12 protein-coding genes are annotated in these 15,943 nt (G+C 70.5%); 7 read left to right on the plus strand and 5 right to left on the minus strand.

The genetic code is table 11. From position 1 onward, the window contains the following. The first annotated feature begins 212 nt into the window (after positions 1-212). Both ABZX96_RS34985 and ABZX96_RS34990 read left to right on the plus strand, forming a co-directional pair. Entirely contained in the window at positions 213-872 is a 660-nt protein-coding gene (locus ABZX96_RS34985) for a response regulator transcription factor (protein WP_355552607.1), read from the plus strand. A 392-nt stretch (positions 873-1,264) separates the two neighbouring features. Beyond that, positions 1,265-2,377 carry a histidine kinase gene (locus ABZX96_RS34990; RefSeq protein WP_355552610.1) on the plus strand — a complete coding sequence of 371 codons (1,113 nt, stop codon included), beginning with the start codon at positions 1,265-1,267 and terminating at the stop codon, positions 2,375-2,377. Between the two features lie 357 nt (positions 2,378-2,734). On the opposite strand, the gene ABZX96_RS34995 is transcribed toward ABZX96_RS34990, so the two are convergent. Further along, positions 2,735-4,393 (minus strand): catalase, encoded by a 1,659-nt coding sequence (locus ABZX96_RS34995; RefSeq protein WP_355552613.1) that lies wholly within the window; start codon positions 4,391-4,393, stop codon positions 2,735-2,737. Between the two features lie 534 nt (positions 4,394-4,927). On the opposite strand from ABZX96_RS34995, the gene ABZX96_RS35000 reads away from it, so the two are divergent. Next, the gene (locus ABZX96_RS35000) at positions 4,928-5,425 is read left to right on the plus strand and encodes a PPOX class F420-dependent oxidoreductase (RefSeq protein ID WP_355552616.1); all 498 of its coding nucleotides are present in this window, start codon (positions 4,928-4,930) and stop codon (positions 5,423-5,425) included. 319 nt (positions 5,426-5,744) lie between these two features. Here the strand turns inward: ABZX96_RS35000 and ABZX96_RS35005 are convergent, their stop codons facing one another. Together ABZX96_RS35005 and ABZX96_RS35010 are read right to left on the minus strand one after the other, a co-directional pair. Next, on the minus strand, positions 5,745-6,545 hold the full coding sequence (locus ABZX96_RS35005) for an APH(3'') family aminoglycoside O-phosphotransferase (protein WP_355552657.1): 801 nt from the start codon (positions 6,543-6,545) through the stop codon (positions 5,745-5,747). A gap of 350 nt (positions 6,546-6,895) precedes the next feature. Next, positions 6,896-8,311, minus strand: coding sequence for an amidase (locus ABZX96_RS35010; RefSeq protein WP_355552619.1), 1,416 nt, complete (start codon positions 8,309-8,311; stop codon positions 6,896-6,898). Positions 8,312-8,579: 268 nt separating this feature from the next. Here ABZX96_RS35010 and ABZX96_RS35015 point away from each other — a divergent pair, with 268 nt between their 5' ends. Together ABZX96_RS35015 and ABZX96_RS35020 are read left to right on the plus strand one after the other, a co-directional pair. Then, positions 8,580-9,287 (plus strand): TetR/AcrR family transcriptional regulator, encoded by a 708-nt coding sequence (locus ABZX96_RS35015; RefSeq protein WP_355552622.1) that lies wholly within the window; start codon positions 8,580-8,582, stop codon positions 9,285-9,287. A gap of 904 nt (positions 9,288-10,191) precedes the next feature. Next, the gene (locus ABZX96_RS35020) at positions 10,192-11,721 is read left to right on the plus strand and encodes an MFS transporter (RefSeq protein ID WP_355552625.1); all 1,530 of its coding nucleotides are present in this window, start codon (positions 10,192-10,194) and stop codon (positions 11,719-11,721) included. Positions 11,722-12,078: 357 nt separating this feature from the next. Here the strand turns inward: ABZX96_RS35020 and ABZX96_RS35025 are convergent, their stop codons facing one another. Both ABZX96_RS35025 and ABZX96_RS35030 read right to left on the minus strand, forming a co-directional pair. After that, complete coding sequence (locus tag ABZX96_RS35025) at positions 12,079-12,729, minus strand: DUF4360 domain-containing protein (RefSeq protein WP_355552627.1); 651 nt, start codon at positions 12,727-12,729, stop codon at positions 12,079-12,081. A gap of 733 nt (positions 12,730-13,462) precedes the next feature. After that, positions 13,463-14,047: a short chain dehydrogenase gene (locus ABZX96_RS35030; protein WP_355552630.1), complete on the minus strand. Its 585-nt coding sequence runs from the start codon at positions 14,045-14,047 to the stop codon at positions 13,463-13,465. Between the two features lie 354 nt (positions 14,048-14,401). Between ABZX96_RS35030 and ABZX96_RS35035 the strand changes: the two genes are divergently transcribed. Then, on the plus strand, positions 14,402-14,899 hold the full coding sequence (locus ABZX96_RS35035) for a DUF1360 domain-containing protein (RefSeq protein WP_355552659.1): 498 nt from the start codon (positions 14,402-14,404) through the stop codon (positions 14,897-14,899). A 207-nt stretch (positions 14,900-15,106) separates the two neighbouring features. Then, a complete protein-coding gene (locus ABZX96_RS35040; RefSeq protein ID WP_355552633.1) occupies positions 15,107-15,664 on the plus strand; it encodes a GNAT family protein in 558 nt (185 codons plus the stop codon). Positions 15,665-15,943: the final 279 nt, after the last annotated feature.

Genomic DNA, 15,943 nt, shown 5'->3' on the forward strand with positions numbered 1-15,943 from the left:
GGACACCCCCGCCACCCGGCGGGCCATCCGCCGCACCGCCCGCTGCCGCCCGTCAAGGGGGCCGTGGCCCGCGCCCGGCCGATCACGGCCGACCGGCGGACCCCATCGCCGCAGGCCCGCCTAGGCTGTGCCCGGCGGTGAAACCGGACGCACGGTCGACACCACGGCGTTGGTGGCCGAGCGCGGTACCTGGGGAAACGGGCGGGGTGGGCATGATCCGGGTAGTGGTGGTGGACGACGAGGCGCTGGTCCGGTCCGGCTTCGAGCTCATTCTGAACACCCACGAGGGCATCGAGGTGGTGGCCACCGCCACGGGCGGGCAGGCCCTGGACACCGTGCTGCGGGAGCGCCCCGACGTCGTCCTGCTCGACATCCGGATGCCCGACACCGACGGCCTGACGGTGCTCCGCGGCATCCGCGCCATGCCCCGTCCCCCCGTCGTGGCGATGCTGACCACCTTCGACTCGGACGAGTACATCGTGACCGCCCTGCGCGGCGGCGCCGCCGGCTTCCTCCTCAAGGACACCGAGCCGGAACAACTCGGCCCCCTGGTACGCACCCTCGCCGCCGGAGGCGTCGTCCTGTCCCCGAAGGCGTCCCGCTCCCTCCTGCACCGGTTGCCCGGTGAGCCCGACGACCCCGCGGTGCGGCGTGTGGACCTGCTGACCTGCCGGGAGCGGGAGGTCCTCGTCCGGCTCGCGGAAGGGCTGTCGAACGCGGACATCGGCGCCCGACTGCATCTCAGTGCGGGCACGGTCAAGGACCACGTCAGCGCCATCCTGACGAAGCTCCGCGTCGCCGGGCGGGTGCAGGCGGCGCTGCTGGCCCAGCGCGCCGGTCTGCTGCGGGAAGGCAGCGGGGAGCGGCCGTGAGGAACTCCGACGGCCGTCGGCCGGCCCCTCTCGGCGCGCGCGTCGGCGACGCCCTGCGTCGGCGCGTTTCATCTCCGCGCGCCGTCGCGATCCGATTGCGCCGGGTCTCGCGCCCGCGCGTCATCGCCACCTGGCTACGCCGCACGCCCCGCACGCAGGCTCGCCAGTCGCCCCGCCCGCGCGCCCTCACGTCGTGGTTGCGCCGGACGCCCCGCCCGCAGGCTCCCCAGTCGCCCCGCCCGCGCGCCCTCACATCCTGGCTACGCCGGACGCCCCACCCGCAGGCTCCCCAGTCGCCCCGCCCGCACGCCCTCACATCCTGGTTGCGCCGCATGCCCCACCCGCACGCCCTCACATCCCGACTTCGCCGGACGCCCCGCTCCCGCGCCCTCGTGGCCCGGTTTCTCGACGCCCTGGTCGTCGGCATCTCCGCCTTCGACCTGTGGCTCAACATCGACAGTGACCATCCCGTCGAGGTGGGCTGCGGCATCCTCGCGTGCGCGGCGCTCGCCGTGCGGCGCCGTTTCCCCCGGACGGTGTTCCTGTTGGGCGTGCCGGCCACGCTGTTCTTCTCGCTCATGGCGGTGCCGTTCGCCACCCTGTACACGCTCGCCCGGCACGCCCGTAACCGGCTCCTGCTGGCCGGATGCACCCTCCTCTCCGCCACGGCCGACTCCCTGGTCTGGCCCCTGTCCCATTACGCACAGGAGAACCTGGCCGGATCGGTCGTCGACTTCGGTTACCTGCTCGCCGCGGCGGTGTCGCCGGTCTTCCTCGGCCAGCTCGTCCAGGCCCACCACGACCTCGCGCTGCGCCTGGCCGACATCGAGGAGGCCCGCGACCACGAGCGCCAGTTGCACGCCCAGAACATGCTCGCCCGCGAACGTGCCCAGTTGGCCCGCGAGATGCACGACGTGGTCTCCCACCAGGTCAGCCTCATCGCCGTGCAAGCCGGTGCGCTCCAGGTCAGCGCCGCGGACCGGGCAACCACGGACGCCGCGCGCACCATTCGGCAGCTCAGCGTCACCACGCTGGACGAACTGCGCCACATGGTCACCCTGCTGCGTATGTCCGGCGGCGACACCGCCCAGCTCTCCCCGCAACCCACCCTCGCCGACCTGCGCCGTCTGGTGGACGGCAGCGGCCTCGACAGCAGCCTGGAGGGAGAACTGCCCGCGGACGTGGCCGCCACCGCGCAGCGCACCCTGTACCGGACCGTCCAGGAGGCCCTGACCAACGTCCGCAAACACGCCCCGGGCGCCACCGCGACCGTGCGGCTGTGGCACGACGAGCACCACCTCGGCGTCACGGTCACCAACTCCCCGCCCACCCGGGCCACCCTGCCCCTGCCCGGCGCCCACCACGGACTGGTCGGCCTGCGCGAGCGCGCCGACATCCTGCGCGGACGGTTCGAGTCCGGCCCGACCCCGGAGGGCGGCTTCGAGGTACGCCTGACCATTCCGTACGAGGCGGAGCCCACGGCCCGCCCCACCGCCGAGGCCTGAGCGCAGCCGCAGACCGGTTCCGCGCGCGAAATCCGGCGGCGCGCTCGCGGCGGGGTCGCTAGCGTGCCGGGGTGCCCGATCAGGAGACCCCTTACCGCCGCTCCGCCCGTGTCGTGGCCGAGCTGATCGCCGGGCGCGTCCCCGCGAGACCGGTTCGGCTGCCCTGGCGTCACTGACGGGCTGCCCGTTCTCGTTATCGACGGGGGCGGGAGCGGGCACGGGGGCGCGGACGCCGTCGGCGACAGGCATCCGGCGCCCCGGCCACCCTGCCCCCCGGTCGGGTTTTACGGCCGTAAAACCCGGCGCTCGTGCCGACGGCCATCCGTTCACTGGGAGGTGGGGAAGAGGAGCAGCCCGTCAGCGCGTGACGACGTGCCGTTCGTCGGGGACGCAATGGGTCATGGTGAGGCCGGAGACGTCCCGCGGCGGGTTCTTGCCGAGGTTGGACAGGCGCTGACGGTCCTCGTCGGTCAGGCTCTGGCCGGCCAGGGGCTTCAGATGGGCGACGTCCTGGGGGCTGATGCCCAGGCCCTCGCCGACCCGCAGGCCGAGATCGTTGTCGACCAGCAGGAAGTGCCACACCATCCGCTCCTGCACGGCGCGGGCGGCCTGGGAGATCAGGTCGACGAAGTTCTTCACGAGGTCGTCCCGCTCCCAGTCCTCCAGGAGGCAGTACCGCTGGCCTGCCTGGAGGTAGTCGTTGGTGCGCGGGATGCGTTTGCGGGTGAGCCGTCCCCGGATCTCCGGGCCCTGCTCGTCGTGCGTCGGGTACTGGCCCTCGTGCAGGCCGCCGGTGATCGACGGCTCGTAGTTGACCTCCGGGTTCTCCCCGTGCTGGTCCTGCTCGTAGGCCATCAGGCCGTCGCGCTGGTTGGTGCGCACCGGAGCGTTCTTGGCGCGGTTGACGGGCAACTGCAGGTAGTTCGGGCCGACGCGGTACCGCTGGGTGTCGCTGTAGGAGAAGGTCCGCCCGACGAGCATCTTGTCGTCGGAGAAGTCCAGGCCGTCGACGAGAACGCCCGTACCGAAGGAGATCTGCTCGTTTTCGGCGAAGTAATTGTCGACCGTGCGGTCCAGGACCATCCGGCCCACCGGCTTGGGCGGGAATTCCTGTTCCGGCCAGGTCTTCGTGTCGTCCAGGGGGTCGAAATCCAGCTCCGGGTGTTCGTGGTCGTCCATCACCTGGACGAGCAATTCCCATTCGGGGTAATCGCCTCGGCCGATCGCCTCGTACAGGTCCTTGGTCGCGTGGCCGAGACTGTCCGCCTGCACCGCTGCGGCATCCTCCTCGGTCATGCTGCGGACGCCCGCCTTGGGCATCCAGTGGTATTTGACCAGGACGGTGTTTCCCTCGGCGTTCACCCATTTGTAGGTGTTGACGCCGAACCCCTGCATGTGCCGGTAATCGGCCGGAATGCCGCGAGGGCTGAAGAGATTGACGAGCATGTGCATCGATTCGGGCGTCTGCGACATGAAGTCGAAGATCCGGGCCGGCTTCTGCTCGTGCGAGACCGGGTCGGGCTTGAGTGCGTGGATGACGTCGGGGAACTTGATGGCGTCCCGGATGAAGAACACGCCCAGGTTGTTGCCGACCAGGTCCCAGTTGCCGTCCTCGGTGTAGAACTTCACCGCGAAACCACGCGGATCGCGGGCCGCCTCGGAAGAGTCCCGGCCGCCGATAACGGTGGAGAACCGCAAGGCCACGTCGGTGCGCTTACCGCGCTCCTGGAACAGCTTGGCCCGGGTGTACCGGCTGATGGGCTCGTCGCCCCATCCCCCATAGCTCTCGAAATAGCCGTAGGCGGTCGCACCGCGAGCATGCACGACCCGCTCGGGAATGCGCTCCCTGTCGAAGTGGCTGATCTTTTCGAGGAACTGGTAGTTCTCCAACGTGGCCGGTCCGCGCGCGCCGACCGTCCGCTGATTCTGGTTGTCGTAGACCTGATGGCCCTGCCGGTTGGTGAGCACCGGGCGGTCGTCGCCGGGTGCGGGTCCCTGACTCGCTACGTCTGTCACTTTTCTCGATTACCTTCAGCGCTCGAAGGCGCGGTCCGCGCCGTGGGGTGGGGCTCGGCGACAAGGAGTACCCATTCGGGCGGCAGTCGTGCAGAGCCCCACCTTTTTGGCCCAGTCGCGTGGGGCTGAATTCGGGAACGGGTGAGCGGTCCGGTGGGCCGATTGCCGGGCGGTAGGCGTTGCCCGTCGCGTGATCGGCGTGCGTCGTGGCTCCCTTGGCCGGCACGCGTCGTCACTCTTCCGGTCGGCGTGCGCGGTCCGTCTTTGGAGAGGCGTGTGCCGTTCCCCTCCCGATCAGGGCCTGCCAGCCCTCTTTCGATCGGGACGCGCCGCCCCTCTTGACCTTCGCACTGATGTGAACGTTGATGATGCTGCCCTGGCCCCTACCGCAGCGCTCCGAACGCTCGCGTCATCCGCCCCCTCCGAACCGCCCAGTGCCCGAAAACCTCCGATTCCCGGACCCTGATCGCCGATGCCCGATCCCCGGTTCCGATCCCCGGTTCCTGTTCCCTGATTCCGACGAGGAGAGTGACCATGACCATTCCGTCAACGCCGCCCAGCCGTGACGTGCAGGCGACCGGTGACGACTCGTCCCCGAACGAGACCGTCACGCCCTTCAACCCCCGGCTGCTGCTCGCGGAAAGCCGGCTCGGCGTCCTCGCGACGATCAAGTCGGACGGCCGCCCCCAGCTCTCCCCCGTCCTGCCCTTCTACGACCGGGAGACCGACGTCATCTACATCTCGACGCGCGAGGGACTGGCGAAGACGACGAATCTGCGGCGGGACCCGCGCGCCACGCTGGAGGTCACCAGCCCCAACGGCCGGGCCTGGGCCACCGCCGAAGGCATGGCGACCCTCACCGGACCGGCGACCGACCCCCACGGCCCCGAGGTCGACGCGCTGGTGCGCTACTACCGCCTGGCGGCCGGGGAGCACCCGGACTGGGACGAGTACCGGTCGGTGATGGTGTCCGACCGCCGGGTGCTCATCGCGATGACGGTCGACCACGTGTACGGCGCCGATCTCAGCTGACGGGGCTCAGCTGACGGGCTCGTTCCGGAGGGGCGTCGTCTGTCTCCGTGTCGGGCCCGTGCGCGTCCCTGCGCCTGGGCCCGTGCCCGTCCCTACTCCGTGCCCCGCGTCCGCTGTCCGTCACCCGCCGTCCGCCGCCGTGAATGCGCTGGACGGCTGTTGGCGCGGGCATGAGGACCGGGGCGTGGTGCGCCGTGTCATCAGGCGCACCGATCCCGTGCGCGGCCCTCCGAAGGGCAGCAGCGCACCCGTCATGAGTCAGTAGACACCCGCACCCGAGACCCGAGACCCGAAAGCCCACGACGTCGGACGCCGTACGTCACCCCCAGGTCAGAGGGTCGAGGTGCAGATAGAACCGCTCCCGGTCCCGGTCGAGGGCGATGCCGTACCGGTCGGCGAACGCCTGGTCCGCGGCGTTGGCCTGCTCCTCGTCGGTCCAGGTCTCCCGGGCGTTGGCGAGGAGGAGGGAGATGTCGGCATAGCGGTCGGCCCGGCCAAGGCGACCGAGGTCGATGAAGCCCGCCACGGTCAGGGTCTCGGGGTCGAGGACGATGTTGGGCAGGCACAGGTCCCCGTGGCAGACGACCGTGTCCGCGGCTTCCTGCGCGAGGCGGTGCTCCACCTGCGGGGCGAGGCGCGCCAGCAGTTCGTCGGCGGGCGTGTCCTGCTGCTCCTCGGGAAGGAACTCCGGATTGACCGCGCCGCGCCCGACGACATCGCGTGCGGTGGCGAACATCCGGGTGAGGTCGCGGGCGAACGGGCACTGCTGAGCGGGTAGCTCATGCAGCCGGCGCACGGCCTCGGCGATCGCCCCCCATGCCGCCTGGAGCGTGGACGCCGGCACGCGATCGGCGGGAACACCGACGACCGCGCTGGTCACCAGACCGGCACCCGCGTCGTCGCTGACGCGCCAGTCGAGTACGCGGGGGCCGGGAACGCCCTGCGTGGCGAGCCAGTCGACGCGGTCCCGTTCCGCCTCCAACGCGGCGACGTGCTCGACGGCGACGCACTTGAGGTACCGCGTTCCGTCCGCGGAACGGAAGACACTGGCCTCGGACTCGCCCTCCGTAACGGGTTCCCAGCCGCCGCCCTCGTCATCGTCATCGGCGGCGCGCAGCAACGTTCGGAAAGCAGACGTTGAATCGATCACGACCGCCAAGCTAACCGGCGCGCCCCGGCGCCCGCACGTCAATTCCCGTGCCGGGCGCTGATTTCCGCCCATCCCGCACACCGGTTTCCACCCATCCCGCCCGCCGATTCCCGCCCGCGGCACCGATTCCCGCCCCGCGCGCGGATTTTCGTCCACCACGTACACAGGTTTCCGCTCACCACGTGCGCCGGTTTCCGTCCGTGCCCAACCCTGGGTTTCCATCCGGCGCGCCGATCCCCGTCCCCCATGCCCCCGTCCCCCATACCCCCATCCCCCATACCCCCGTCGTCCCCGCCCCCGAGGGATCACTCAGCCCGCGCTCACCCGTGCGGATCGACCGGTGTGAGGACACCGAGCCGGTCCTCGATCGCCTGGGCCGCGTCCAGGCACAGGTCCTCCCGGAACGCGCGCCCGATGACCTGTGCGCCGGTGGGCAGCCCGTCGGCGATCCCGGTCGGTACGGCCACGCCGGGCACGCCCACGAAGCTGGTCGCGGTGCACAGCCGCATGCCCGACGCGACCCGGTCCCGGCCCGCGCGGTCACGCGACTCCAGCCCCGGCTCGACCGGTGGCTCGGTGAACGACGGGCCGAGCACCAGCGGGTACTCGTCGAGGAATTCGGCCCAGGAGCGGCGGACGTTCATCCAGGCGCCCATGAGCTTCATGAACTCGTCCGCGCTCGCGGGCGGGGTCTTCTCCATCGCCATCGCGATGTACCGGTCGCCGCCCTCGCCGAGCAGCGTGCGCACCGCCGGCCAGGTCGGGGCGAACTCGGTCACGGTGATCCGGCCGTACACCTCAAGGGCCTCGTCCAGCCGGGGCACGTCCGGCACCTCGCGCACGTCGTACCCGGCGTCCCGCAACGCGTCGGCCGCGGTCGCGACGGCGCCGCGCACCGAGGGGTGGACGCCGTGCCCGCCGGGGTCGGCCACGACCGCGACCTTCAGCGGGCCGGGGAGCGGCTCGCCGTAGGCGGGCACCGGTAGGGCCCGCGGGTCGCGCGGATCGGTGCCGGCCAGCACCTCGTACGCCAGCCGGAGATCGGCCACGCTCCGGGCCAGCGGGCCGTCGGTGACCAGCATTTGGGACGCCGGTCCGGGATCGTCCGGCCCGAAGGTGCGGTGGTCCGCCGGGAACCGGCCGGTGGACGGCTTCAGCCCCGCCACCCCGCAGAACTGGGCCGGAATGCGTACCGACCCACCCGAGTCGTTGCCGAGCCCGAGCGCCGCCATGCCCGTGGCCACGGCCACCGCGTCACCCCCGCTGGTACCGCCCGGGGTCCGGCCGGCGTCCCACGGGTTGGCCGTGTCGCCGAACAGTTCGCTGCGCGTGTGCATCCCCGCCAGGATCAGCGTGGGCATGTTGCTGTGCCCGATGGGGATCGCCCCGGCCGCACGCAGCCGCGCCACCGGGGGCGCGTCGGCCGGCGCCACCAGATCGCGGAAGCGCTTCACGCCGAACGTGGTCGGCACGCCGGCGACGGCGGTGGTCTCCTTCACCGTGAACGGCACGCCCGCGAGCGGCCCCAGCGCTTCACCGGCGGCCCGTCGCCGGTCCGTCCGCTCCGCGGCCTCCCGCGCGCGCTCCGCCAGGAGCTGTGTGACCGCGTTGACCTGCGGGTTGACCTCGGTGATGCGCTCCAAGTGACTGTCGACCAGTTCCGCGGCCGAGATCTTCCCGGCGCGCACGGCCTCGGCCTGCGCGGTGGCCGGCAGCTTCCACAGGGCGTCTTGCACGGTCTTCCTTTCTTGTCCTGTCCTTCGTGATCGCACGCTTCGTCCGCGTGTGTCGTTCATGAACGGTCATGAGCACGTGTGTCGTTCATGAGCACGAGCACGTGTGTCGTTCATGAACGCGTTCTTGGTTCACGGCCTCGTCCATCTCCGTCGGCCGTTACCCGCGTACCGATGCGCTTGCATCGGAACTGTAGCCCAGAAGCGATACGAACGCATCGAATAAACTGCCCGGGTAACGAGCAGCCGTAAGACCGGGAGGCAATCGGGCATGCCCAAGCAGGTGGACCACGCGGGCCGACGCCGCCTCATCGCCGAGGCCGTCTGCCGCCTCGCCGACGAACGCGGACTGGAGGGCGTGACCCTGCGCGATGTCGCCGCCCGCGCGCAGGTGTCGATGGGCGCCGTCCAACGGTGCTTCCGCACCAAGGAGGAAATGCTCGTCTTCACGCTCGGGCACGTCGGCGAACGGATCGACGAGCGCGTGCAGGCCCGCCTCGTCAGGAGCCCGGCCCAGTCGGCCGGCACCGCGCTCGGCCACGCGGTCACCGAGATCTCGCTGCTCCGGGACGAGCACCGCGCCGAGGCCAGGGTCTGGCTCGCCTTCGTCGCGCAGGCGGCCGTCAGCGAGGCGCTCGCCACGCCGCTCAAGGCGAACTACGCGGCCCTTCAGAACGCGTTTGCCCGCCTCGTCGCGGAAGCCTGCGAGGGCACCGACCGCGCCGCCGACCTCGACCCACGACGCGAGGCCCGCACCCTCCTGGCCCTCGCGGACGGCCTCACCACACACGTCCTCGTCGGCCACCTCACCCCGGAGGAGGCACAGGACGTCCTCCACACGCACCTGACCGGCCTCTGGGAGCGACCGGCCCGGCTGCCTTCTCGCGAACCCTCGGACGCCGCGGATGCCGCGCGCACCGCGCACGCCACGCACGCCACGCACGCCACGCACGCCACGGACCAACCGAACGCTCGCTGACTCGATTCGTCCACTCGCCGAATCGTTCGCTCGTCGAATCGCCCGGTCACGCACTCGCCCACTCACACACTCACGCACTCGCCACTCACGCACTCATCGACCCGACCGTGGGCAGCCGCCCGTTCGCGGTGATGGCGCGGCGGTGCGTGGCGGTGCATGCCGGCCGTTCCAAGAGCGGCCTTCGAAGTGACCCAGGCCCCCCTTGGGTCCCCGGGAGTCGCGCCCGACCCGTCGACGGATCGTCGCCGGGCGGTCCAGGGTGGCGCGCAGGGTGTCACGGTGGCACGCCAGCCGCACCTTGTTCCGGACAGCCCCGCAGAGGCCCGTACTCGTAGCGCCGCCCGAAAGGGTCGCTCCCCTCCCGAGAACGCGCGGTGCCCGCGTCCCCCCTCCGCCGAACCGGTCGACGGCCGGACGGCCCAACGGCCCGGTCCCACCAGGGTCGTCCGTTCACGGTCACCACCACGCCTCCCCTTCCACTCCCGCTCCCACTCCCGCACACCACCGCAAACATTTCCGCGAATATCCCCGCACCCCGAGAATCGACCTTTCCCCGCATCTCCGGTTTGCATTCCGCGAACGTTTGCGGTCACCACCGAGGGGGCGGGAGACCTTTCCGCGGTACACATTCCTCCCGGAAATGCAAACGGAATCGGGGGCGATCCTCGATATCCGAGTGCGGCTACGTGAGCGGAAATGTCAAGCTCGGCGAGAGTCATGCCAGTCACAGCCGAACACCGCCGCCACCTGCGGGAATATGGTGCTAGGGTGCCTACTCGTTCGAAGCCAGGACGCTATGTCGTAGGTCCGTCATCACCTCTCGTTCCGGAATGGGAGTGGATTTCTCTTCTCTCTCCTCACCCCCGGACGCATGTGCCGCATCCACTTTTTTGGGAGCTCTTGCATGTCTGCTGACAGCCCGGCTGTCACCGTCCCCGGACCTCCGGAATCCTCCGGTTCCGACCCCAAAGGCCGGCATCTCGGCCTCGCCTTGTTTGTGATCGCCGCAGCCCAGTTGATGGTGGTCCTCGACGGCACCATCACCAACATCGCCCTGCCGAGCATCCAGGCGGCGTTGGACGTGTCCGACGCGAATCTGGCGTGGATCGTCAACGCCTACGCGCTGGCCTTCGGCGGGCTGTTGCTGCTCGGCGGCCGGGCCGGAGACCTGTTCGGCCGGCGGCGGATGTTCCAGGTGGGGATCGCGGTCTTCACCTTGGCCTCGCTCCTCGGCGGGCTCGCCCCCGGCGAGGGCCTGCTGATCCTCGCGCGCGTCCTGCAGGGTGTCGGCGCGGCCGTCGCGGCGCCCAGCGCCCTGTCCCTGATCGCCACGACGTTCCCCGAAGGCCCGCCGCGCAACAGGGCGATGGGGGTGTACGCCGCCATGGCCGGCCTCGGCGCCACCGTCGGGCTGCTGCTCGGCGGAGTCCTGACCGACGCGCTCGACTGGCGGTGGGTGTGCTTCGTGAACATCCCCATCGGCCTGGCCGTCCTCGCCGGGACCAGGACACTCGTCGAGGCCGAGCGCCACCCCGGGCGTCTGGACATCCCCAGCACCATCACCGGCACCGGCGGCCTGATCGCCCTGGTCTACGGCATCACCCGGGTCGGCGAGCACGGCTGGACCGACACCGCCGCCCTGAGCTGCTTCGCCGCCGCTCTCGTCCTGCTCGCGGTCTTCCTGATCGTCCAGAGCCGCAGCGCGCACCCGATGATGCCCCTGCGGCTCTTCAAGGACCGCAACCGGTGGGGCAGTTACGCCACGATGCTGTTCGTCGGCGGCGGCATGATGGCCATGTTCTACTTCCTGTCCCTCTACATGCAGTTGATCCTCGGCTACAACGCGGTCCAGGCGGGCTTGGCGAACCTGCCGTTCAGCGTCGGCATGGGCATCGCGACCACGCTCAGCTCCAAGCTGGCCGCACACCTCCCCCCGCGCCTGATCGCCGGGCCCGGGCTGCTGGTCGCGGTGGTGGGCATGTTCTGGTTCGCCACCCTCACCCCCGAGTCCTCGTACGCCGGGCACCTGCTGCCCGCGATGTTCGTGACGGCTCTCGGGCTCGGGATGAGCTTCGTCCCGATGACGCTGGGCGCGGTCAGCGGCGTCCGGCACCAGGACACCGGCATCGCCTCCGCGCTGCTGAACACCGCCCAGCAGGTCGGCGGCGCCCTGGGGCTCGCCGTCCTGGCGACCGTCTCGACCTCGGCGGCCAACGGCAAGCTGCCCGAGGCATCGGCGTCCTTCTACCGGGGGCTCGCCACCCAGGACCGAGGCCTGATGGCGAAGGCCGGGGAGGCGCTGACGCACGGCTACACCATGGCGTTCGTCGGCGCGGGCGCCGTTTTCCTCGCCTCGCTGTGCGTGACGGTCTTCGCCATCAACGCCGGGAAGCAGCGGGCGACAGGGGAGGCGACCGCCGTCCACATGGGGTGACGCACACGCCGCCGGCCTCGTCCCGCGATCCGCGGGCACCCGTCGGCGGCACATCACCCTCATCCCGCGATCCGCGGACACCCGCCAGGCGCACCTCATGAAGCCCGTCCCCCGGAAAGCCACCGGGGGACGGGCTCCGCGCCACCTGCCGTCGGCCCTTTCTCCACGTCCGGCGTCAGACGCCACACACCGAGAGCCACGACGACGGAGCCCTGTTGGCCGGCTGACGAGTCGGGCGGGGCCGACAGAGACCCCGGGCAGGTCCGCGAGCGGTCGCCTCGGTCCGGGATACCTCGATCCGAAATACCTGGGTCCGGAATACCTCTGTCCGGAATGCCTCGGTCCGGGGTGCGGCGATCAGGACTGCCGCGGGCATTCCTTCCACTTCAGGCGGTAGAGGGTGCTGATGTCACCGTCCGTGGAATCCATCGTCATGAAACTGGTCTTCTTGGGGTCCGAGGTACCGGCGTCGACCCGCAGTTCCGTGTTGATGTTGAAGTTCCGCCGTTCGCCGCAGGGCGCCCAGACGATCGTCCCGATCTCGGTCTCGTCGGATGCCTGCCAGTTGTCGCTGTAGGGCCCGGTGTACGGGTGGGTGGTCGGGCTGGTCACCGAGGAACCCTGGAAGTAGTACGACGCCTTGTGGATGGCGCTCGCGCCTCGTTCCAAGTGCGCGAATCCGCGGTAGTCGGCCCCCGCGATCGCGTAGGTGAAGCCGTGGGGGACGTGCACGATGAGGTTGAGCTGACAGTTCTTGCGGAAGTCGGTCGGCGCCGTACCGGCGCCCGCCTGCGCCAGGTACTTGCTGTAGGTGACGGTGAAGGCGGTGTTGTCCTGCGAGACGGCCACCGCGGCGGAACCCGCCGGACAGCCGGATCCGTTGACCGTCGCGATCTCGATCTGGATCTTCTCGGGCGGCACCGTCGGCGCGGCGGAAGCGCTCTGCGCGGACAGCAGCGAGGCACACAGGGCCGCGGTAGCGGCGGCTGCGGAGAGGGCGCGTGGCATGTTTCTCCGATCGGTCGTCGCCGGGCGGACAGCCGGACGCACACACTCCCCGCACGGCGCTGGACAGGACGAACGGGCACGAAATGCCCGGCGGTGCTGTGCTGGCGTGCGCCCTGCGGCAGGTGCGACCACAGGGCCGGAACGGGAAGAACGCAGAACGCAGAACGACGAACGCAGAACGCAGAACGACGAACGACGAACGCAGAGCAGAACGAACAGAACGAGCAGAACAACGAGCAGAACAAGGAAGAACGAAGAACGCGGCCGAGCCGCCTGATGGCCCGTAGGGCGGGGCCCGCAGGACGGCAACCCGAAGACCTGCCACGGCCGAGCGCGGCCGGTGAAGCATGTACGTACCGATCCGGTACGGGAGGACAGCCACCGCAGCGGCCGACGACCCGTCACGCGGGGACCGGCGCGGAACTTCCGCAACGGTAGGAGGTCCGAACCAACACCGTCCAGATGCCCGCACCAACTCCTTTCCGCACACGGGCCGCGACGCTCCGACGCCTCCCTCTCGGCCCTTCCCGCCCTTCCCCTCCCCCTCAGCCCTTCCCGCTCTTCCCCTCCCTTGCCGCCCTTCCTGCCCTTTCCCTGCCTTGCCGCGCACGGGCAGTACCGCGGACCGTGACGCCGGCACGGGCCTCCGCCGACCCGCCTCGTTGGTCTGCGGCACGTGAGGGCTGCGGCACGTGTGGGCTGCCGCACGTGAGGGCGGCGGACCAACCCCCGGTCACGGACGTATGGTCTGGCCCTGCGCGGTGCCTTCTACGGCTTCCACATACGCACGGGCTACCTCGGCGACAGGAGTGCCGTCGGCCGGGTCCATGCCCAGGCTTTCCAGGGTCTCCTTGATCCACCCCGGGCTGATGAGATTGATCCGCAGATTCCGCGGCATCTCACCAGCCGCGTTGCGGACGAAGCCCTCCAAGCCGGTGTTGATGAGGGCGCCCAGCGACCCGCCCTCCAGCGGAGCGGAGAAGGTGCCCCCGGTCAGCGTGATGGAGCCGCCGTCCCGGAGATGGCGCAGGGCTCGCCGCGCCAGGGCGACCTGTCCCAAGAGCTTGCCTCGTATGCCCGCGGCGATCTCGTCATCCGTCACCGACGCCAAGTCCACCAGCGGGCCGCTCGCCGCGCAGCACACCACCGCGTCGAGGTCCGGCATCTCGTCGAAGATCGCGTCCAGGGAGGAAGGATCCTCCAGATCCACCGTCACCGGGCCTCTGCGCGAAGCCTTCACCACCCGGTGAGAAGCCTCCAACGCGCCGACGACAGCACTGCCGACCGTTCCGGTCGCCCCGATCACAAGTACGTTCATGTCACCGAGCATGTCAGGGGTGGCACCCGGAGAATCGGCACTGCCTCGGGGACATGGCGCAAGGTGCCTTTCGTGCCTGCTTCGAAGAAGGCGATCGGGAATCGTGCGTAAGAATCGTGCGTACGCCCGTTCGATCTCTGGTCGATCGGCGGAGACGTGTAACAACCAGCGGCCGGGGCACCTGGGAGGCGGCCACCGTGTTCAAGCCGCGCACTGTGCTGCGTTCTTCCCCCGCGCGGTCGCCGCCACGGAGCCGGCGGCCGGTCCGTGCGGTCGCTGCGAAGGCCTCCCCCTCGTAGCCACTGCTCAGGGGCTCTCCCGCACAGTCTCCGAGAAGGGATCGTGACGACGACCATGACGACCGAAGCCGATGCCCGGCATTACGACGAGCGGGGAGAGGTTCCCCTGAAGGGTTACGCCACCCTGGCGACGACCTTCGGGGTCGCCGTGGGACTGTACGCGGCGGTGCTCCGGCGGCGGGCCGTGGTGCTGCCGGAGCGGGTGCCGCCGTGGGACGTTGCTCTCCTCGGGGCGGCGACGTACAAGGCGTCGCGGCTGATCACCAAGGACAAGGTCACCAGCTTCCTCAGGGCACCGTTCACCCGCCGCGAGGAGGACACGACGGCGGGAGAGGTGATGGATCAGCCGCGCGGCAAGGGCCTGCGGCTGGCCGTCGGCGACCTGATCTCCTGCCCGTTCTGCATGTCCGCCTGGGCGGCCGGGGCGCTGGTCGGCGGCTACGCCGCGGCGCCGCGGGCCGCCCGCCTGATCGGTACCGGGTTCGCCGCCATGACGGTCTCGGACTGGCTGCAGTACGGCTGGACCTGGATCCAGCAGCATGTTGAGGGCTGAGGGCCCCTGGGGGCGTCCTTCGGGCGGGTAGCGGCGGGTAGCGGCTGCGGCCGGGGGGTGGGGCGGCCTGCCCTCGTGTGACTACTGGTTGCATGTTTCGAGGCACCAGTGGAGCTCGACGTCCGGCAGGCCGCCACGCCCCAGTAGTCCACGCAGACGGCTGTGCGAAGATCCAGGAACCGCGCACAGCCACTGTGGAGGACAACGATGTTCGCGATTTCCCTGGGTGACGGAGCCGAGTTGCGGCCGTTGGAGCCGTGGCGGGCCGAGGAGTTCCTCGCCCACATGGACCGAGGTCGCGCGTATATAGGGCAGCACGTCGGGCTTCCCGATATCACCGCCGATCTGGACTCCGCGCGGAGCTGGCTCCAGGCGTACGCCGACAAGACCGCTGCCGACACCGGCCGGCTCTACGGCGTCTGGCTCGACGGACTGCTCGTCGGCGGGGTCCTCTTCCGGGTCTTCGACACCGCCACCGGCAACTGCGAGGCCGGCTGCTGGCTGGAACCGGCCGCCGCCGGCCGCGGGCTGGCCACCCGCGCGGCCCGCAGGATCATCGACTGGGCGATCCGGGAGCGCGGGATGCACCGCGTGGAGTGGCAGGTGTCGTCCGAGAACGCTCCGAGCATCGCGGTGGCCAAGCGGCTCGGCATGAGCCAGGACGGAGTGCTGCGCGAGAACGACCCCTATCGGGGCGTGTTGCAGAGCACCGAGGTCTGGTCGGTGCTCGCGCCGGAGTGGCTTGCCGCGCGGAATGCTCGTTGAGGCCGATAGGCGAGTGACGGTCGACGGTGGGACGCAGGCGACGGTGGGATGCGGGCGACGGTGGGATGCGGGCGACGGTGGGATGCGGCGCGCGGGGTTCGGGGCCCATGGTCGGGAAACGGGAAAGGCACCGAGGACGAGCCGCGCGCGCTGTTCACGCGCCGGAGTCGGGTCCGTTCGGGATTCAGCCCTCCGTTCGGGAATCAGCCCTTGCCCTTTCCCGCCTTCTTGTCGAGGCGGCGGCGCTGGCGCGGTGTCGGTTCCTTCCGCCCTGATTGC

This window comes from Streptomyces sp. NPDC003077, from assembly GCF_040611095.1.
Lineage (GTDB): Bacteria > Actinomycetota > Actinomycetes > Streptomycetales > Streptomycetaceae > Streptomyces.